17 protein-coding genes are annotated in these 18,132 nt (G+C 72.0%); 9 read left to right on the forward strand and 8 right to left on the reverse strand.

What is annotated here, in order from left to right:
* The first annotated feature begins 92 nt into the window (after positions 1-92).
* A complete protein-coding gene (locus CLV71_RS46730; protein WP_133909433.1) occupies positions 93-1,490 on the forward strand; it encodes an alkaline phosphatase in 1,398 nt (465 codons plus the stop codon).
* Positions 1,491-1,545: 55 nt separating this feature from the next.
* On the opposite strand, the gene CLV71_RS46735 is transcribed toward CLV71_RS46730, so the two are convergent.
* From CLV71_RS46735 to CLV71_RS46750, 4 genes are all read right to left on the reverse strand, one after another.
* Complete coding sequence (locus CLV71_RS46735; protein WP_133909434.1) at positions 1,546-3,123, reverse strand: carboxylesterase/lipase family protein; 1,578 nt, start codon at positions 3,121-3,123, stop codon at positions 1,546-1,548.
* The gene (locus tag CLV71_RS46740; protein ID WP_243867540.1) at positions 3,120-3,713 is read right to left on the reverse strand and encodes a TetR family transcriptional regulator; all 594 of its coding nucleotides are present in this window, start codon (positions 3,711-3,713) and stop codon (positions 3,120-3,122) included. The genes CLV71_RS46735 and CLV71_RS46740 overlap by 4 nt, the downstream gene beginning before the upstream one ends.
* Positions 3,714-3,808: 95 nt before the next feature.
* A complete protein-coding gene (locus CLV71_RS46745) occupies positions 3,809-4,039 on the reverse strand; it encodes a hypothetical protein (protein WP_133909436.1) in 231 nt (76 codons plus the stop codon).
* Entirely contained in the window at positions 4,036-4,311 is a 276-nt protein-coding gene (locus CLV71_RS46750; RefSeq protein WP_133909437.1) for a hypothetical protein, read from the reverse strand. Before CLV71_RS46750 ends, CLV71_RS46745 begins: the two co-directional genes overlap by 4 nt.
* Positions 4,312-4,520: 209 nt before the next feature.
* Here CLV71_RS46750 and CLV71_RS46755 point away from each other — a divergent pair, with 209 nt between their 5' ends.
* Complete coding sequence (locus CLV71_RS46755; RefSeq protein ID WP_208298069.1) at positions 4,521-5,330, forward strand: alpha/beta fold hydrolase; 810 nt, start codon at positions 4,521-4,523, stop codon at positions 5,328-5,330.
* Between the two features lie 28 nt (positions 5,331-5,358).
* Here the strand turns inward: CLV71_RS46755 and CLV71_RS46760 are convergent, their stop codons facing one another.
* Both CLV71_RS46760 and CLV71_RS46765 read right to left on the reverse strand, forming a co-directional pair.
* Complete coding sequence (locus CLV71_RS46760) at positions 5,359-5,889, reverse strand: hypothetical protein (protein WP_133909439.1); 531 nt, start codon at positions 5,887-5,889, stop codon at positions 5,359-5,361.
* A gap of 23 nt (positions 5,890-5,912) precedes the next feature.
* The gene (locus CLV71_RS46765; RefSeq protein WP_133909440.1) at positions 5,913-6,458 is read right to left on the reverse strand and encodes a hypothetical protein; all 546 of its coding nucleotides are present in this window, start codon (positions 6,456-6,458) and stop codon (positions 5,913-5,915) included.
* 194 nt (positions 6,459-6,652) lie between these two features.
* Here CLV71_RS46765 and CLV71_RS46770 point away from each other — a divergent pair, with 194 nt between their 5' ends.
* Positions 6,653-6,835 (forward strand): hypothetical protein, encoded by a 183-nt coding sequence (locus tag CLV71_RS46770; RefSeq protein WP_133909441.1) that lies wholly within the window; start codon positions 6,653-6,655, stop codon positions 6,833-6,835.
* A gap of 482 nt (positions 6,836-7,317) precedes the next feature.
* Here the strand turns inward: CLV71_RS46770 and CLV71_RS46780 are convergent, their stop codons facing one another.
* Positions 7,318-7,980, reverse strand: a complete 663-nt coding sequence (locus tag CLV71_RS46780; protein WP_133909442.1) for a hypothetical protein — start codon at positions 7,978-7,980, stop codon at positions 7,318-7,320.
* Positions 7,981-8,201: 221 nt separating this feature from the next.
* On the opposite strand from CLV71_RS46780, the gene CLV71_RS46785 reads away from it, so the two are divergent.
* The 3 genes from CLV71_RS46785 (at position 8,202) to CLV71_RS46795 (ending at position 11,510) form a co-directional block, all read left to right on the forward strand.
* Positions 8,202-9,251 (forward strand): helix-turn-helix domain-containing protein, encoded by a 1,050-nt coding sequence (locus tag CLV71_RS46785; protein ID WP_133909443.1) that lies wholly within the window; start codon positions 8,202-8,204, stop codon positions 9,249-9,251.
* Between the two features lie 3 nt (positions 9,252-9,254).
* Positions 9,255-10,262 (forward strand): pentapeptide repeat-containing protein, encoded by a 1,008-nt coding sequence (locus tag CLV71_RS46790; protein WP_133909444.1) that lies wholly within the window; start codon positions 9,255-9,257, stop codon positions 10,260-10,262.
* Positions 10,263-10,343: 81 nt separating this feature from the next.
* Positions 10,344-11,510, forward strand: coding sequence for an MFS transporter (locus CLV71_RS46795; protein WP_208298070.1), 1,167 nt, complete (start codon positions 10,344-10,346; stop codon positions 11,508-11,510).
* On the opposite strand, the gene CLV71_RS46800 is transcribed toward CLV71_RS46795, so the two are convergent.
* A complete protein-coding gene (locus CLV71_RS46800; protein ID WP_133909445.1) occupies positions 11,504-12,871 on the reverse strand; it encodes an alpha/beta hydrolase in 1,368 nt (455 codons plus the stop codon). The genes CLV71_RS46795 and CLV71_RS46800 overlap by 7 nt on opposite strands.
* 168 nt (positions 12,872-13,039) lie before the next feature.
* On the opposite strand from CLV71_RS46800, the gene CLV71_RS46805 reads away from it, so the two are divergent.
* From CLV71_RS46805 to mptB, 3 genes are read left to right on the forward strand one after another with little or no spacing between them, the layout of a single operon-like run.
* A complete protein-coding gene (locus tag CLV71_RS46805) occupies positions 13,040-15,712 on the forward strand; it encodes a LuxR C-terminal-related transcriptional regulator (RefSeq protein WP_166664550.1) in 2,673 nt (890 codons plus the stop codon).
* 51 nt (positions 15,713-15,763) lie between these two features.
* Complete coding sequence (locus CLV71_RS46810) at positions 15,764-16,540, forward strand: alpha/beta fold hydrolase (protein ID WP_166664551.1); 777 nt, start codon at positions 15,764-15,766, stop codon at positions 16,538-16,540.
* A 60-nt stretch (positions 16,541-16,600) separates the two neighbouring features.
* A complete protein-coding gene (gene mptB, locus CLV71_RS46815; RefSeq protein ID WP_133909448.1) occupies positions 16,601-17,989 on the forward strand; it encodes a polyprenol phosphomannose-dependent alpha 1,6 mannosyltransferase MptB in 1,389 nt (462 codons plus the stop codon).
* The last annotated feature ends 143 nt before the right edge of the window (positions 17,990-18,132 follow it).

Here is an 18,132-nt window from a genome sequence, read left to right on the forward strand (position 1 = left end):
GGTCCGTCATGTGCCGGCCTTGTTCTGGTCACCTGCCATATGCCCGCGCGGCATAACGTCCGGGCCGTCCCAATCATTGCGAAAGGCGTGACATGAAAAGACGTGGCGCGATTGCCGCGCTCGCTGTCGGAACGGCCGCGGTCGCGGTCCTGGCGAGCACCGTCGCGGCGGACGGCTCGCCCGGCCGTGGTGACGACGAGCGCGAGATCGAGCAGGCGTTGCACGACCACCATCCGACCAACGTCATCCTGCTCATCGGTGACGGGATGGGCACCCAGGAGATCACCGCGGCCCGGTACTACCAGGGTGTGCACAACAAGCTCAACGTGGACCGGATGCCGCTGACCGGGTTCGACACGACCTGGTCGGTCAAGCCCGCGGCGAAGGCGCCCTACCTGCCGGACTACGACCCCGACTCGGCGTCGACCGGCACCATGTGGGCGACGGGTGTGAAGACACTCGACGAGCGGATCTCGCAGGGCCCGAGCAGTGCGATCGACGTGCCCGGCCGCAACTACCCGTCGGTCATGGAGAAGGCGCACAAGCGCGGCATGAGGACCGGCAACGTCTCCACCGCGGAGATCACCGACGCCACGCCCGCCGTCCAGGCCTCGCACATCTCGCTGCGCGGCTGCCAGGGCCCGGCCGACACCGCCGCCTCCTGCACGAAGGAGACCAAGGACGTCGGCGGCCTCGGCTCGATCGCCGAGCAGGAGGTCGACAACCACTTCGACGTCATCCTCGGCGGTGGCCGCGCCCGGTTCGAGCAGACCGTCACCGGCGGCCGTGACAAGGGCAGGACCGTGGTGGACTCGGCCAAGCGGCAGGGCTACCAGTACGTCACCGACGCGAACGGCCTGCGCGGTGTCCGCGGCGACAAGCCGGTGCTCGGCCTGTTCAACGCCAGCAACATGTCACTCGAGTGGACCGGCCCGGCCTCCGCGACCGGCAAGGGCAACGCGCCCACGCCGTGCGTGGAGAACCAGCGCCCGGCGAGCGAGCCGAGCCTGTCGGACATGACCTCGAAGGCCATCAAGCTCCTGGAGAACCGCAAGGGCTTCTTCCTCCAGGTCGAGGGCGCGTCGATCGACAAGCAGGACCACGCCACCAACGCGTGCGGCCAGCTGGGTGAGACCGTGGCGTTCGACAGGGCCATCGGCGTCGCGCTCGACTACCAGCAATCCCACCCGGACACGCTGGTGATCGTGACCGCCGACCACTCGCACACGAGCCAGATCGTGTCCGAGGACGCCAGCGGTTCCGGCCTGCCGACCGGCTACTCGACGAACGTCACCACCAAGGACGGCCAGACCCTCACGCTGACCTACGGCACCGCGGGCTTCGGCGGCGCGGGTGCCGCTCCGGTAGCGGCCCCGCCGAGCCAGCAGCACACGGGCGCCACCGTCCCGGTCTGGGGCATCGGCCCCAACGCCGCGAACATCCTGGGCACCAACGACCACACGGACCTGTTCCACACCCTGGGCGGCTGACCGCGTGAGTCACACGGGCCGGCGGGTCATCCACCCGCCGGCCCTCCGGCTTCCGTCAGCGGTCGAGGCCGGCCCAGAAGTCGCAGCGGTGCTCGGCGGCGACGTCGGTGGTGCGGATCTCCGTGCCGGTGAACTGGAGCGTGTCGGCGGCGCGGTGGTACCGCGGCCACGCCGGCGCGTCGGGGGCGCTCGGCGTGCCGGTGCGGGCGAAGCCACTCCAGTACCTGATCATCGCGGCGGCGAGCGTGCGTTGCGGTGCGGTGGTCAGCAGGAACTTGCCGCCGAGGTCGAACAGGTAGGGCAGCTCGCTCGCGTGCGTCGCCTCCAGGGGCACGCCGGGTGCCTGGACCCCGTTGACGTTCGGGGCGGTCGGGTCGGCGAACTCGTAGGCGTGGACGGTGGTCTGCTTCGCGAGCGCGCCGGTGCCGGTGTCGAGCGGGCAGGACCAGGAGGCGTCGTCGATGACGGTCGCGAACGCGAGCGCGGGTGAGGCGTAGTCGGTCACCGGGTACTCGCGGGCGACCGGGGCAGCGGCCGTGCCGAACGCGGCGGAGAGCATCGCCGGATAGCCGGCCGCCGTGTACGTGCCCGGCGCGGCCTGCTCGGACCCGGCCACGAACGACCGCTCCTCGTGCGCGACCCCGCCGGTCAGCACCGGCACGTGCGCGAAGTGGCCCTCTCGCACGGCTTTCGCGGGATCCTCCGGCAGCAGGTCGGAGCCGTAGGCGAGGACGTTGGAGAAGTCGATGCTCTGCGGCACGAGCCGGTCCGCCGGCAGTGCGCGCAGGCACGGCACCGGGTCGGGACCGGTGCAGCCCAGCGCGTCGGCAGCGGCCCGGCCGACGGCCTCGTTGTCGGAGAGGCTCGCGTACGGGGTCTGGGCCGGGGTGCCGGGCAACAGGCCGCCAGTCGGCCAGTCGAGCTGGCACGACCCGCCGGACATGGACGCGACCTTGTCCACGAGCCCTCTGGCCGCGGGGGAGGTGAGCAGTGCGCACGCGGCCATGCCGCCGTCGGACTGGCCGAAGACCGTGATGTTGCCGGGATCCCCGCCGAACGCCGCCGCGTTGTCCTTGGCCCAGCGGGTGGCGAGGATCTGGTCGGCGAACCCGAAGGTGCCCGACCCCTTCAGGCCGGGGGCGCCGAAGTAGCCGAAGATCCCGAGCCGCTTGTTGGCGGTGACCACGATGACGTCACCCTGGTCGGCGAGGCGCCGCGCGTCGTACTGGCTGCCCGCGCCGGAGGTGTAGCCGCCGCCGTGCCACCACACCATGACCGGCAGCTTCCGGTCCGGGTCGAGGCGGGCCGGCGTGGTGACGTCGAGGAACAGGCAGTCCTCTGACGTGTTCGTGCCGGCGGCCTGCGGGCACTGCGGACCGGGTCTGGTGGCGTCGACGGTGCCCTGCGCGCGGTGCGCGAGCGTGGGCAGCGTCCAGCGCCGGTCCCCGGTGGGTGGCTCGGCGAACCGGACGCCCTGGAAGGTGCGTGCGTCACCACGCACCGTGCCCGCGAGTTCGCCGCTGGTCGTGCTCACCCGTTCAGGTGCGGCGACGGGTCCGCTGTCCTGCGTTCCGGGGGAACAGCCCGCGAGCACCAGCGGGACGACGAGTGCGAGTAGACGTGCGCGGGTCATGGCTTGACCTCCGTGGCGTGGTCGACGAGCTGGCACAGCTCGGTGGCGATGGCGTCCGGGTCGGCGCCGGGGGCGGCGAGCATGGGCAGGGCGCTGTCGAGCACGGCACGCACCGCGGCGGCCATGACGTCGACGTCGAAGTCGCGGAACTGACCGGCGTCCTGGCCCGCGGCGAGGAGCGTGCGCAGGTCGGTCAGCTCGCGGGCGTGGGCGGCCCACGCGTCACGCCCGCCGGTGGCCCGCCGCGTGGCGCGGTCGATCTCGCCGAGCGCGGCCAGGTGGTGGGGGTAGGCGTGGTAGAACGCGACACTCGCGGACACGAACGCCAGCACCCGCTCCCGGGGCGACGCCGCGGCCACGACCGCGGGGCCCACCTCGGCCGTCCCGACCCGGTACACCTCGGCGACGACCTGCTCGAGCAGTTCCTCCCGGTCCCGGAAGTGGTAGTTCACGAGCCCCCGGCTGATCCCGGCCCGCCTGGCGATGCGCGTCAGCGTGGCCGCGGCCAACCCGACGTCGGCCACGACCTCGATGGCACAGGCCACCAACTGCCGCCGCCGCGCCTCCTGGACGAAGGTCTGCTCCCGCATGCCCACCCGTCCGACGCTAACACTGGTGGCAGATTCCTGCCGGATGCGTCAAAACCGCAGGTGGCCGCCCTGTGAGGCAGGCTCGGCCGGCTCGGTCACGTCTCCTCCGGCGGCACCTGCGGGCTGCCGAGGATCGCCCGGACACCCGCCGCGACGGCGACCACCGTCAACAGGGAGTAACAGGCGATCATGGCGACGAGCATCCAGCCTGTCGTCACGTACTTGACGAGCATGTAGACGGTGTAGAAGACAGTCAGCACCCACGGGATGACATACACGAGCCAGAGCACCGCCTTGTAGGGAAGCGGCGCGATATTCGGGTTCACAATGTGTTCGCCCGCCCGCGAACCGACGCGGCCCCGGGTGTTCCCGCGCATACCGGTGTGCGCGAACAGCTCGTCCTCGAGCAGCAGAGGCGGGGGAGGCTCTCCATCTTGTCCAGGAATGCGACCGACGCCGCGACATAAGCCAGCACGGCTCCCAGAAACGCCATGTTGATGTTGAGCAGCGTGAGATTCTCGGAACGCTCCGCCTGGTACAGGGAGCCGAGCGCGGCAATCCGTGTCGAGATGTCCTCGTCGTGACGCGCACCGGCCATTCCACGCCCCCACTTCCCGTGCCGAGATCAGTGTTTCCGACATCGGTACGCGCGTGCGGCCCGTTACTGTGCGTCGGCTCGTGCGCGTGGGCTCGTGCGGAAGTTCCTCGGGTGAACGCCAAGTGATGGCGAACTCGTTACCGGCTCGCCTGCCGGGGGATGAGAGGCTACCGGCGGTGTTCGCCGGTAGAGAGGATCGTCCTTTGTTCGTGAAGAGGGTCACCGTCGGCGGGCAGGAGCTCGCGTATCACGAGTCGGGCGGCGCGGGTAGGCCAGTCGTCCTGGTACACGGCAACTCGTCCTCCAGCCGCACCTGGGGTGCGCTCGTGGCGGGCTCCTTCGGCGACGAGTTCCGTTGCCTCGCCTTCGACCTGCCCGGGCACGGGTCCTCCGACCGCGCCAAGGTCCCCGACGACTACTGCCTCCCCGGCTACGCCGCGAACCTCGCCGGGTTCATGGCGGCCACCGGCGCGGAGGACGCGGTCGTGGTCGGGTGGAGCCTGGGCGGGCACATCGCGCTCGAGGCGGCGCCTCGGCTGTCGAGTGCCGCCGGTTTCGTCATCTTCGGGACGCCGCCGGTGGCCTCGGCCGCGGACCTCGCGACGGCGTTCCTCCCCAACCCGGCCATGAACGTGGGCTTCAGTGCCGAGGTCGACGCCGACGCTGCCCACGACTACGCCGCCAGCTTCCTCGCGCCGGGGTCGGAGTTCTCGGTGTCCGCGTTCGTCGCGGACATCCTGGCCACCGACGGCGCCGCCCGCGCAGGCCTGATGGCGAGCCTCGGCGCCGGCCGCTTCGCCGACGAGGTGGCGATCGTCGCCGCGCTCACCCGGCCGCTCGCGGTCCTGCAGGGCGAAGGTGAGCAGCTCGTCAGCCTCGACTACCTGCGCGGGGTCCCGATGCCGACGCTGTGGCGCGGGGAGGTCCAGGTCCTGCCCGGCGCGGGACACGCGCCACAGGAGGAAACACCCGACGCGTTCGCCGAGGTGCTCACACAGTTCCTCGCCGACCTGCCCTGAAGGACGCCCGCCGGCGGCACCGCGTCCGTCAGTGCGTTCGGTCCCGGCGCGGGCGGGTCAGTTCGGTCGCCTCGTCCAGGTCGGTCTGCTGCCCGGTCCGCTCGTACCTCAGCCGCAGCGCGGCGGCGAGGTCGGACACCACCTCCTGGTCGCCCCCGTCCTCCAGCATCTCCTGCCGGAACAGCGAGATCGCCCGCTCCAGGTGGCTGAGCCGACCCGACTCCTCGTACTCGCGCAGCCGCGCGACACCGTCGTCGTGCGGTGCCGGGAAGTCGAAGAACTCCCTCACCTGGGGCGGAACCAGCCTGGGGTCGACCGCGTGCAGCTTGGTGTACAGGGCATACGCGAGCCGCCGGTCGGTCCCGCTGCCCTCGGGAGGGAGCGCCTCGGACCGGCACAGGTGCAGCGCGGCGACCCGTGCGAGGGCGCCCGCGTCCGGCGCCGCGTCGGTCAGCTCGGAGACCAACTCGAGCGCCCGCCTGTCGAGCACGCCTGAGGAGTCCCCGTCGAGGTGACGGGCGATGCGGTCGTCGAGATCCGCGAGGATCCGCTCCTTCATGACCACATCGTGTCACCGCCGCGTCAGGAGGCGGGCAGGAAGTACAGCCAGTCACCGTCCGTCTGGACGAACGTGAGCTTCAGGAAGGCGTCGCCGGTCATCTCGGGCGTGCGGTACGGGACGTCCTTGGTGTCGGGCACCGCGCCGTCGATGGAGATGCCGAACGTGGCGCCCTCGAGGTGCTGGGCCAGCTCGAGCGCACCCTCGCGGATCGCGTCCTGGGCCTCGGCGACCTGTTGCTGGCTCGTCCCGGGCGCGTGCTCGGCGACGCAGCTCGGCCTGCCGACGCACGCCAGGCCGAGCAGCGTCTCGCCCGACCCGGTCTTCGCGGCGGCCGCGAAGGACTCGGCGGCGGTCTCCGGCGTGCCGAGGTCGTAGGTCGACCCGGACTTCGACGTCGTGGCCGCGGCGGGCGTGCTCGGCGGAGCGGCACCGGACTCGTCGTCGCCGCCCGTGGTCAGCACCAACGTGACCGCCACCGCGGCGACGACCACCACGGCGCCTGCGATGACCCACGGCAGGGAGGAACGCCGCTGGGACGGGGACATGTCAGTCGTTGGTGTCGTCATGACCGGCTTTCTCGGAAGGCGATGTTCGAGCCGCGAGGCTACGCGGCCGGCACCTCCGGTGGCTACGGGGCCGCCCAGCGTCACAGGTAAGACCAGTCGACGTCCGTTCTGGACGGTTCGACCGGATGGGTTGAGGCGCGCACCGGCGGGGTAGCCGGGGGCAGGTAGTTCCCGTTCTGGAAGGAGGCTGGGCCATGACGATGGCGCCTCAGGAGATGACGACGCCGAGGGAGCCCGAGCCGATCCCGCCCGTGCCAGGCCCGGACACGGTGCCGCCGGCACCCGACCCGGTCACCCCGAACCCGCCTCAGCCACCCCTGCCGGACCCGCTCCAGCCACCCGCCCCCGACCCGCCGATCCCGCCCCGCACCGAGTGACGCCATCCTGAGACGAACGGGCTGTTTCTTCGGAAACGGCCCGTTCTGTCTGTTATGACACCGGTTCGGGTCCCCTGTGGACATGACGAGGTTTCGCCTTCTGGGACGCCGGGTAAGTCGGGGCTGGCTCCCGAGGAGGTCGTCATGACGGCAGCGTCCGATGAGGTGTCGTCCCAGACCAGGACGTTGATCCCGGCGCGGATCGACCGGCTCCCCTGGTCGCGTGTCCACACCAGGATGGTCATCGCCCTTGGTGTGGCGTGGATTCTCGACGGGCTCGAGATCACGGTCGCGAGCGCGGTGGGCGACACGCTGACCGGTTCTCGCCGTGGACGCGGAGAACAAGTCGCTGGAGGACGTGGCACTCCCGCTGTCGGCCGCCGACCGGCGTGGACGTTCGTCGTCCACCACCTGACGACGGGGGATCGCCGCCGCGCTCGACGGCGCCCGGTGTGGCATTCGGGGACGGCTACCCGCCTGAGCTACGGCACGTCGACCTGTTCGGTGTCCTCGACCGGGCCGTACCGGGGACCGGACCCGGTGACGACGTGCTCCCAGCGGGTGCCGGGATCCGGCGTGGTGCTCCACGTGGGCAGCGTGCACGCGGTGGCGCTCCGGCAGGTGTTCTCCTGGCGATGCACGACCTGGCCGTCGCAGTAGATGTCGCCGACGACGTCGATCGTGCCTCGGGGCCAGCCGGTGGTGTTGCCGGTGGCGCTGATGGTGTCGCTGCCGCTGTCGTAGGTGAGCATCGCCGTCGCGACCGGGGTGCCGAAGACCAGTGGTAGCGCGGCCTCCGAGGCGTCGGACTGCTCCCAGTAGTCGCCCTGGGCGCACTGGTGCACGGAGTCGTGGCCGCTCTCGAGCACGCACGGCGCGGAGACTTGGTCGCTCTCCGCGCAGCTCGGGCAGGGGCCGAGCGAGCACACCGCGTGCTCCGGCGCGAGATCGCCGTCGTCGTAGGAACCCGACGCGCCCCCGCCGCTGGTGGTGCCACCCTCGTCGTTGCCGGTCGCCCAGTCCCAGGCGTCGGAGGCCGCCTCCTGGACGGTGTCCCACGCGTCCTCGACGGCCTGCCACGCGCTACCGTCCCACCACCAGTGGCCGTCCTCGGAAACCTGCGCGCCCTCGGGAATACCGCTCATGTTCCGCCCCCTTCCGGATATCCCGCGATTACACCGGGACGGCGGTGGAGGTCGGCACCGCACAATGTGCGCCTCAAAGGGAGAAGAACCACGCCCTTACGTACCGGTGCACGGGAAAAGCCGACGGGTGGTGAGAAAGCAACAATAGTCTGCCGGGGGTCGCGTCGCCGCGAATCGATCTTTTGGTTCAATTTGTCCGTGGAGTCACGGAGGGCGATCTCATGGCGGAGCCGGAAAGCGGAGAAGAAACACCGGAGAAGCTGGTCAGGGTATTCGCGGACGTGCTGCGCGGTATGCGTGCTCCGGGTCTGGGCTACCGGGAGCTGGAACGGCGTTCCGGTCGTCCGCATGACGAACTGCATGCCGCGACGAGTGGCACGACGTGGCCGGACTGGGGGACTGTCGACGCCTTCGTGACCGCCTGCGGTCGCAACCCCGACGACGTGCGTGCGAAATGGCAGGAGACCAACGCGGCACTCGGCGACAATGCCGTCCGATTCCGCTACAGCCCACCTCCCGACGGTTCCGCGAAGGAGCCGGAGTCCGGTGTGGACGGTGAGGGGAAACCGCCACGCGACCGTCGTCGTGTGCGCCCCGCGCTCGTGGTGGCCGCGGTCGTGGTCGTGGCCACCGTCGTGGCGGTACTGGTCATCGCGTCGTCCTCCGGCGGTGGGTCCGGCTCGGGCGCGGGCGGACCAGGGGTGGCGATGGCAACCACCACGACGAGTTCGTCCAGGACGGGGCAGAGCACGTCGTCACGGCCGACGTCGCGCGACCCGTCCGGCACCTCCGAGAAGACCACCGGTGCGACGCCGACGCCCGGCGGAACCACGGGCGAGGATCGGACCGCCACGCAGTCCCCGCCCAACAGCGTGCACGCGACCGAGCCTCCGGACCCGAGGAGGTACGAGAACGTGCAGGAGCAGCGGGAGGTCGAGCTGATCCAACAGCAGGGGTACAACTGGGTCGACATCGAGTACTGGCGCCACGATGCCGCGACCCCCGGTGAGCTGCAGATCGACCCGCAGGGGGTCTTCACCAACCTCGGCGCCAAGCTGACGGTCATCGCCGACACGCCGCAGGCCGACCGCGACCGCTGCGAGCACGCGGCCGGGTGGCGCGAACGTGTCGAGTTCAGCGAGCTGCACGTGGGCAGCCAGCTGTGCGCGCTGAGCCACGTCGGCCGGTACGGGTCGATGGTCGTGCGGCTCGTCCCCGGTTCCCCCGGCAGCGACGGCCGGTTCACCTTCTACGGCATCACCTGGAACTAGCCGGTGGCCACGCACCGGCCGGTGGCGGTCTCGCGCCGGAAGATCGTCGGGGTGACCGCGGCGCTCGCGCTCCTCACCGCCGCGTCGGTCGCCACGCTGTGGTGGGTCGGGACCAGGGGTCTGGACGGTGAACAGCTCGTCGCGGCCCGGTTCGACGCGCTCAAGATCGGCCTCAGCATCGGCGCGGGTGGCGGCGGCCTGTTCGCGCTCTACCTCGCCTGGCTGCGGCAGCGGTCCACGGAGGCCGACCTGGACAACCGGGAGCGCACGCTCGACCAGCAGCGGGTCAGCGCCGAGAACACCCGGCTGGACGCGACGGAGCGGCGGATCACGGAGCTGTACGTCAAAGGGGTGGAACAGCTCGGCTCCGACAAGGCCCCCGTGCGCCTGGGCGGCCTGTACGCACTGGAACGCGTCGCGATGGACTACGAGGCGCACCGGCAGACCATCGTCAACGTGTTCTGCGCCTACCTGCGCATGCCCTACGTCCTGCCAGGGGCCGACCCCACCGACGACGCCCAGGACAGGGAACGGATCCAGGAACGCGAGGTCCGCCGCGCCGCACAGCGGATCCTGCGCGACCACCTGCGGCGGGACAGGAAGTACTGGCCGGACACGGCGGTCGACCTGACCGGGGCCAACCTCGTCGACTTCGACCTCTCGCGCTGCCACGTGGCCGAGGCCCGGTTCACGGGCGCCGTCTTCACCGGCCCGGCGTCCTTCGAGTCGGCCCAGTTCGCCGGACAGACCTCGTTCGAGGCAGCGCATTTCACGACGGACGCCGCTTTCCGGCACACCCGGTTCACGGGCAGTGCGTTCTTCGGCTCGGCCGAGTTCACCGGCGACGCCGTGTTCGAACTGGCCACCTTCGACCGCAGCGCCATGTTCGAGTCCGCCGTGTTCGGGCACAACGCGTCCTTCGCGGCGGTCCACTTCGCGCCGACGACGAACTTCGAAGGCACCACGTTCGCCCGTCGCGTGCCGGCGGAGGTGGCGAGATTCCTGCCGTGAGAGAACGTCTCGTCGACCACCGGCGAGTCCTCGGTCTCGACCGATCCCGGCGACGGTGGCGCTCCCGCTAGTGTCCACTGTGTGACGGTGCGCAGGCTGACCATCGCGACCCTCGTGGTCTGCCAGAGCACCCAGTCGCTGATCATGGGCGGGGTCGCGCTGTTCCTCCCGTTGATCCGCGCCGAGCTGGGGATCACCTACGCGCAGGCGGGGACCCTCGCCGCCGCGACCAGCCTGACCTACGCCGCCATGCAGCTGCCGTCGGGCTACCTGGCCGACCGGTTCACCCCGCGGCGGCTGTTCCTCATCGGGCTGATCGGCACCAACCTGCTCGCGCTGTCGTTCTCGGTGCTGACGGACTACCGGCTGATGCTCGTCAACCAGGCGCTGTCCGGGGTGTTCCGCGCACTGGTCTTCGCCCCGGGGCTGCTGCTGATCAGCGCCGAGTTCCCGCCGACGGGCCGGGCGACCGCCATGGGACTGTTCGTGGCAGGCGGGTTCTCGTCGAACATCCTGCTGAGCGCCGTCGGGCCGCTGCTCGTGGGCACGCTCGGCTGGCGACTGATGTTCGCCCTGTTCGCGACGGCCGGGCTCACGGTGTGCGGGCTGTACTGGCGGGCGGGCACCGCGCGGCCCGCGCCGCCCGGTCCGAGGATGAGCCTGCGTGAGCTGCCCGGGCTGCTGCGCCACCCCATCCTGTGGCAGACCGGGGCCGTCCAGTTCGTGCGCCTGGCCGTGGTCACCGGTTGTACGTTCTGGCTGCCGACCTACCTGGTGGCCGACCGGCACTACTCGCTGGCCACCGCGGGCCTGGTGACGGCACTGGGTGCCGCGGTGACGGCCCCGGCGAACATCGCGGGCGGGTGGATCTCCGACCGGCTCGGCAGGCCGCTGACCGTGATCAGGACCTCGCTGGTCGCACTGGCCGTCACCCTGACCCTGCTCGTGGTGCTCCCGGGCCAGCTGGCGGTGGTCGTCGTGGTCGCCGTCAACGCGGTGTTCATCCAGGTGTACTTCGGGCCGCTCTTCGCGATCCCGGTCGCCCACCTCGGCTTCCGCACGGCCGGTGTCGCCAGCGGGTTCGGCAACCTGTGCGCCAACGTCGGCGGTTTCACCTGCTCGTACGCGTTCGGCATCCTTCGCGACACGACCGGCTCCTTCCGCCCCGGCTTCCTCACCCTGGCCGTCCTGTGCGTCGCGGCCACCCTGATGACGCTGACGATCCGGGCGCGACCCGCGGCTCAGTGATCGGGGAACGCGACCGTCACGCGGTTGGTCGAGGACGGCCAGTCGGGGACGGTGACGACGGTCCGGCGCCCGCCGCCCCGAGGGGTCATCGCCAGGGTGACCGTGCCTCGCGCGTTCGGCTGGGCGGGCACGAAGACGTCCGCCCCCGACAGGAACGTCAGGTTGTCGAACGGGAAGAGCTGGCCCTTGGCCAGGTCCGTGTGCTGGTCGGGGTCCGCGTAGCCCGTGGCGGTCCTCGCGCCGACATCGGTCAGGAACAGGGCGTTGACCTCACCCGTGTTCCCGTTCACCCCGCCGGGGCTCGACCTCGGTGCCACCGCCGGCGTCAGGACGTCCCGGCCGTCCACGGTCAGCCTGTCGCTGTCCGGCTGGTCTGCCCAGATCTCACGGGTACGCGTGACGATCAGGTTGACATGCCGGGGATCCTGCTTCGTGTACGCCTCCAGGCCCTCGCCGGGACGACCCGTGTTGAGGCGCACGAAGTTGTCGTCGCGCGTGAAGGGGGGCTGGTAGAAGTGGTGCACCGAGCCGTCCTCCCGCGTCACCGCGAACTCGTGGCTCGTGTCGCGGCGTACCGGCACGGGGCCGAAGTCGCCCGTCGCGTCGATGCGGTCGTGGGCCACGCGGTGTCGGCGGTGGCCGGTGCGGTCCAGCTGCCACACCTCCAGCGTCGCACCCGCGTAGCCTGCGTTCGCCGGGAACAGCACCACGCGACCGCTCACCTCCACGTGACGCTCCGGCACGACCGCCGTGGTGCGCGGCGCCCGGCCGAACCAGAAGCGGTACACGTCCGCGAACGTCCTGGCCGACGTGGCCACCTCGGTGTGGGACAGCTGTCGGTTGTAGACGTTCACCGCGCCCGTGATCACGCCCACCGCACCCCGCACCGGGTCGGGCGGTGACTGCCACTCGCCCCACTCGGCGAGTGTCGGGACCCCGCCGGGCGGCGCGTCGGAGCCGCGGCCGTCCAGGTTCACGTACTTCGCGACCTCGGCGGCGTGCGCCGGGTCCGCCAGGTAGGCGTGGCTGACGGTCGTACCTCGCGAGTGCGCCGCGAGCAGCACCTGCCGTGCCCCGGTCCGCGCGAGCACCCCGTCGACGAACGTGCCGAGGCCCGCCACCGCCGCCGTGTTGTCCGGTCCGCTGGTGTCGTACTCGTATGCGAAGAGCAGGTCCTCCGGGTACCCGTTGGCCGCGAACCGCTGGAACTGCGTCTCGAACTGCTGCGCCGAGCCCGAGTTCCCGTGCACGAACACGATCGGCAGCCGCGGCGGGCCGTGCTCCGCCCGCGCCGGAGGGACAACGAGCAGGGCCAGGACGAGGGCGGCGACGGTGCCGCCCACTCCACCGAGTCGGCGCATGCCTGCGGATGGTACAGATCGCCGAAGTGTTCCAACAGGGTCCCGGCAGCGGCACGTGCGTCCGCCCGGGGCGTTCAAATTTCGTCCAGTCGGTGTCCAAATACCGTCGCTAACGTCCCGGGAACGGCGGACGACGTGCGATAACCGGATTCCGAAATGGGGCAGGCCATGTCTCGTGCCGAGATGGTGCGCGGGGAGGCACCCGCCGGTCGGGGTGGCTTCGTCGATGCCTTCGCCGCCGCGGCGGACCGGGCCACCGCAGGACGGTTCGCCGTCGTCGAAGTGTGTGGTGGCGCCGGGATGGGGAAGAGCCACCTGCTCGCCGACGCGGCACGACTCGCCCGCGACGCCGGCTTCCGGGTCTGCGAGGGCCGGGCCGACCGGTTCGAAAAAGGAATTCCTTTCGCATTGTTCGCCGAGCTGCTCCGGCTGCCCGGCGTCGAACCGACGCGTGTCGCGGAATGTGTCGAGAAATCCGGTTCTCGCCTCGCGCTCGTTCTCGACGACCTGCAGTGGGCGGACCACGCGTCCCTCGACGTGGTCGAGCACCTCGTCCGCCACCCGCCCAACGCCCCGGTGCTGCTGGTCGTCGCGTTCCGGTCGGCCCGGTCGCCGCTGGGAGTGGTCGACGCGGTCGCCAGGGCCGCGGACGGGGTCTGGCGGGTCACGCTCGATCCCCTGTGCGACTGGGACCTGCGCGTGCTCCACCCGGACGCCTCGGAACGCAGGCGCCAGCTGCTCATGCGTGCCAGCCACGGCAACCCGAGGTACCTGCGGATGCTCGCCGCCCTGCCGGACGCCACGCTCGGCCGGATCGTCCGCCAGGGCGACGACCTCGACGAGACCACCGACATCGTCCGGGTGCTGACCGCCGAGTTCGCGACCCTGTCCGGCACCGCACTGCGGATCGCGCAGGCGATCGCGGTCACCGGTGACCACGCGGCCTTCGACCTCGTCGCCTGTGTGGCGGAGCTGCCGGTCGGCCAGGTGGTCGACGGCCTCGACGAGCTGTGCGCCGCCGGGCTCGGCGCCATGGACGGCGCGTGGTTCACCTTCCAGCACCCGTTCCTGTGCGCGACCGCGCGTGCCACGACCGGCCCGGCCTGGCGGACCCGTGCCCACGCACGCGCCGCAGGCTACCTCCGCGCACACGACGGCCCACTGCCGCGGCTCGCACACCACCTGGAGCGGTCGGCGCAGTACGGCGACGAGCACGCCGCCGCCACCCTGATCGAGGCGGGCGAGTCGCTGGTCTACCAGGCACCGGCCACGGCGGTTCGCCTGCTGGACAAGGCACTGCGCATCGTGTCCGCCTCGGGTGGGCGTCCGGCGAGCACGCTGCGGTACGCGCTCGCCCTCGCGCTGTCCGGCGAACTGGACCGGGGCTGGGCCGCGCTCCAGGAGCTGCTGCGCGACCGCCACCCACTGCGTGCCGAGGCGGCGGCCGTCGGCGTGGAGATCGCGCGGCTGAGGGGTGACCTCGACACCGCGACGGCGCTGCTCGGCGACGACGGTCCCGCGGCCGTCCAGTACGCCGCGATCGCCGCGCTGAGGGAGAACTCCTCGGCCGCCGCGGACCACGCGCGGCAGGCACTCCTCGACGGCAGGCGGCCCGCCCTCGCCGCCGCGGCACTGGTCCTGCGGGCCTGGGCGGCACTGGACGCGGGACAGGTGAGCGCCGCGCGGGCCGACGCGCGGCACGCGAGTCGCCTGCTCGACGGGATCAGCACCGTCACGCTGGTGCCACACGTCGAGCTGGTCAACCTGCTCGCCTGGGTCGAGACCTGGCTCGGCGACCTCACCGCGGCGACCGCGCACCTGGCCCGCGCCTACGAGGTGCTCGACCAGACCGGCCAGCGCAGCGCCCTTCCGCACACCCTGGTCGTCGACGCGGCACTGCAGACCCGCCTCGGCCGGCTGACCTGCGCGCTCGACCTCACCGACCAGGCCGCGCTCGCTGCCGACCACATCGGCAGCCCGGAGCTGCGTGCCCTCGCCCACGCCGTGCGGCTGCGGGCACTGCTGTGGACGAGCGGCCCGGCCGCGGCCGTCGACCTCGCGCGTGGGCTGGAGGAGTCGGGCAGGCCGCGGTTCCGTGCGTGGTGGCGGATCGCCCGGCTCAACCTCGCGACCGCGTGCACGACGGCCGAGGACCCGGCCGCCGTGCTGGACCTGCTGGCCAGGCCCGACGAGACGTGGCCTGCCGACCCGCTCGCGCGGGTGACCCGCCTCGGGGGCGTGGCGCAGGCGCGGGCGATGCTGGGGGACCACGACGCGGCGGCCGGTGCCGCCGCGGACGCCGAGCTGGTCGCGTTCGCGTCCGGTCTCGACTACGAGATCGGGTCGGCCTGGTACGCCAAGGCGTTCGTGGCGCACCGCGCGGCGCAGCCGGGGCGGGCGCGTCAGCTGGCCCTCCGGGCAGCGACCGTGTTCGCCGCCTGCCAGGCCCCGCTGGAGGAGGCCAGGGCACACCACCTCGCCGCGGTGTGCGAACCGGAACGCGCGCACACCGAGCTGGGGCTGGCCAAGGCCGGGTACGCGGCGTGCGGCGCGGAGTGGCTGCTGACGGTGGTCACCCGCGACCAGCGGCGCATGGCGGCACGCAGCTCCCGTCGGCGGGGGACCGCGCCCGCCGGGCTGACCGACCGCGAGCGGCAGATCGCCGACCTCGTCGCGGGCGGGCTCACCAACCAGCAGATCGCCAACCGACTGTTCGTCAGCAGGCGGACCGTCGAGTCGCACCTGTCGCGGATCTTCCCGAAGCTGGCCGTCCGCTCACGCATCGCGCTCGCGCGTTGCCTCGGCGAGGGTGCCGCCAGGAACGGGTCGAGCGCCGAATGACCGTCTCGAGTCCCGCGTGGACAGTCGGTGGGCTCACCTATGCTCGGGCTCGTGCAGGGTGAACGGTTGAACGACGGGCTCTCGGTGACGGCCGTCGGCGACGGACCGCCCCTGGTGACGCTGCCGGGGCTGGGTCAGGGCGCCGACCTGGTCACGCGGGTGCCGCGGTCGGCCGCCGTGCCCGCGACCGCGCTCGCGCGGGGCCTCGGGCGCACCGTCCACCTGGTGCACCGCCCGGTCGACCCGCCGGCAGGCATGACCGTCGCCGACCTCGCGGGGTGGCACGCGACCGCGCTGCGGGAGCGGTTCGGGGAGGCGGTGGACGTCATGGGCACCTCGGCCGGGGGAGTGACCGCACTGCAGCTCGCGCTCGACCACCCGGGAACCGTGCGGCGACTGGTGATCTGCGCCGCCGCGAGCCGGGTCGGCACGCACGGTCGCCAGGAGATGGCACGGATGGTGGCGCTCGAACGCGACGGGCGGTCTGTGGCCGGGATCGCCAGCGGTCTGCTCGCACACGGACCACTGCGGCTGCTGCTGTTCGCCGCCTTCTCGCTGTCGAGGGGCCGGGCCAGGGAGCCCGGCGAGGCCGCGCTCGTCGCCGCGGTCCAGGAGTGGGACGTGACCGACCGGCTCGGCGAGCTGGACCTCCCGGTCCTGGTGGTGGGCGGCGGCAGGGACCGGCTCATACCGCCCGACCTGGTGCGTGCGACCGTCGAGGGCATCCGTGACGCACGCCTGCTCCTGCTCGCAGGCCGGGGCCACGCGTCCGTGCTGTTCGACCGGCGGGTGAAGCCCGCGATCCAGGGGTTCCTGGCCGACTCCTAGGGGAAAGATCAGGGACCTACCCTGATCACCGCCTGCCGACGGCGCGACAGGCTGGTGGCCATGGGGATGGCTCTGCGCACGTGGTCCTTGCCGGTAGCGGGTTTCACGGGCGTCACCGTCCTCGTCGTCACCTCGGGGCTGCCCGGGTCGGCTGCCGTGCGGCTGATGCTGGGGCTCACCGGGATGGGCGTGGTCGTGCTGGCCTGGCTCGGCATGCGGGCGGCACCGGTGCGTGAGCTGTACCGGATCGCCGCGGCGTGGTGCCTGCCGCTGCTGTTCGCGCGCCCGCTGTTCAGCGGCGACGTGCACAGCTACCTGGCGCAGGGACTGACCGCCGCCCGAGGACTGGATCCCTACCGGCTCGGTCCGCTTGCCGCGCTGGGGGCGGACTCGCCGGTGACACAGCAGGTCAGCGTCTACTGGCAGGACACGCCCGCGCCCTACGGCCCGGTGTGGCTGGCGATCTCCCGCACGATCGCGCGTGTCGCGGGCGAGAACCTGCTCGTGACGGTGGTGCTGCACCGGCTCGTCGAGCTTGCCGGTCTCGTGCTCGTCGCCTGGGCACTGCCCCGGCTGGCGCGGCGGATGGGGGTGTCGCCGGGTGCCGCCCTGTGGCTGGGACTGCTGAACCCGTTGGTGCTGTGGCATGTCGTCGGCGGCGCGCACAACGACGGGCTGATGATGGGCCTGGTGCTGGCCGGGCCCGAACTGGCGCTCACCGGGCTCGCCGAACCGCTCCGGCTCGTCGCGGGGCTGACGTTGCTGACGGTCGCGGCGAACGTCAAGATCGTCGCCGCGGCGGCGCTCTGCTGTGTCGGCGCGGACCTGGCGCGCCGGTGGGGCCGCACGACCGGTCGCGGCGTGCTGGTGATGCTCGGTGTCCTGGCGGGCTTCGTGTTGCTGTCACTGGTGATCGCCGCGGTGACCGGGTTGGGGCTCGGCTGGGTCGGGACGCTCGGCGACTCGGCCGGGCTGCACAGCTGGCTCGCGCCGACCAACCAGCTCGGGTTCCTGGTCGGCGGGCTCGGCATGCTGGCGGGGGCGAGCATCACGTCGGCGGCGATCTCGGTGACCGTCCACCTCGGTGCGGTAGTGGGTGCGGTCGCGGGTGCGGGTGTCCTGGTGGCGGTCGCCACCGGCCGGTGGCACCCGCTGACCGGCCTCGGCGTCGTCTTCGCGGCGATGCTCGTCACGGGCCCGGTCGTGCAGCCGTGGTACCTGCTGTGGGCGGTACTGCCGCTGGCCGCGAGCCTGCGAGCCGAGCGGGCCCGCCGTCCGCTGGTGCTGGTCAGCGTCGCGGGTGCGCTGCTGCTGCCACCCGTCGGCGGGAGTGTGCCGGTGCTGGTGGCCGCGTACCTCGGCGCGGCCGTGCTCGTCGCGATGGTGTGGCCGTCACTCGCGAAGGAGCGGGCCGACCACTCGCCGGGGGCCGTTCGCGTCGGGGTGTGATCACGCACGGTGATGACGGGTTGCGCTCGGATCTTCGTGGCCTAGGCTCAATGCCACTGATTTAGGTGGTGACAGGGCCGGTAGCCTGCCGTCTTGTGGATCTTGAGGCGGGCGGTGACGCGGGTCGGAGCTTGGTCGACCGG

The sequence above is a fragment of the Actinophytocola oryzae genome, assembly GCF_004364325.1.
Classification (GTDB): Bacteria; Actinomycetota; Actinomycetes; order Mycobacteriales; family Pseudonocardiaceae; genus Actinophytocola; species Actinophytocola oryzae.

Bases quoted from the DNA above. Each gene is read 5' to 3' on its own strand.
- CLV71_RS46730 (WP_133909433.1), top strand. From the start codon at position 93: ATGAAAAGACGTGGCGCGATTGCCGCGCTCGCTGTCGGAACGGCCGCG.
- CLV71_RS46735 (WP_133909434.1), bottom strand. From the start codon at position 3,123: ATGACCCGCGCACGTCTACTCGCACTCGTCGTCCCGCTGGTGCTCGCG.
- CLV71_RS46740 (WP_243867540.1), bottom strand. From the start codon at position 3,713: ATGCGGGAGCAGACCTTCGTCCAGGAGGCGCGGCGGCGGCAGTTGGTG.
- CLV71_RS46750 (WP_133909437.1), bottom strand. From the start codon at position 4,311: ATGGCCGGTGCGCGTCACGACGAGGACATCTCGACACGGATTGCCGCG.
- CLV71_RS46760 (WP_133909439.1), bottom strand. From the start codon at position 5,889: ATGAAGGAGCGGATCCTCGCGGATCTCGACGACCGCATCGCCCGTCAC.
- CLV71_RS46765 (WP_133909440.1), bottom strand. From the start codon at position 6,458: ATGACGACACCAACGACTGACATGTCCCCGTCCCAGCGGCGTTCCTCC.
- CLV71_RS46770 (WP_133909441.1), top strand. From the start codon at position 6,653: ATGACGATGGCGCCTCAGGAGATGACGACGCCGAGGGAGCCCGAGCCG.
- CLV71_RS46780 (WP_133909442.1), bottom strand. From the start codon at position 7,980: ATGAGCGGTATTCCCGAGGGCGCGCAGGTTTCCGAGGACGGCCACTGG.
- CLV71_RS46785 (WP_133909443.1), top strand. From the start codon at position 8,202: ATGGCGGAGCCGGAAAGCGGAGAAGAAACACCGGAGAAGCTGGTCAGG.
- CLV71_RS46800 (WP_133909445.1), bottom strand. From the start codon at position 12,871: ATGCGCCGACTCGGTGGAGTGGGCGGCACCGTCGCCGCCCTCGTCCTG.
- CLV71_RS46805 (WP_166664550.1), top strand. From the start codon at position 13,040: ATGTCTCGTGCCGAGATGGTGCGCGGGGAGGCACCCGCCGGTCGGGGT.
- mptB (WP_133909448.1), top strand. From the start codon at position 16,601: ATGGGGATGGCTCTGCGCACGTGGTCCTTGCCGGTAGCGGGTTTCACG.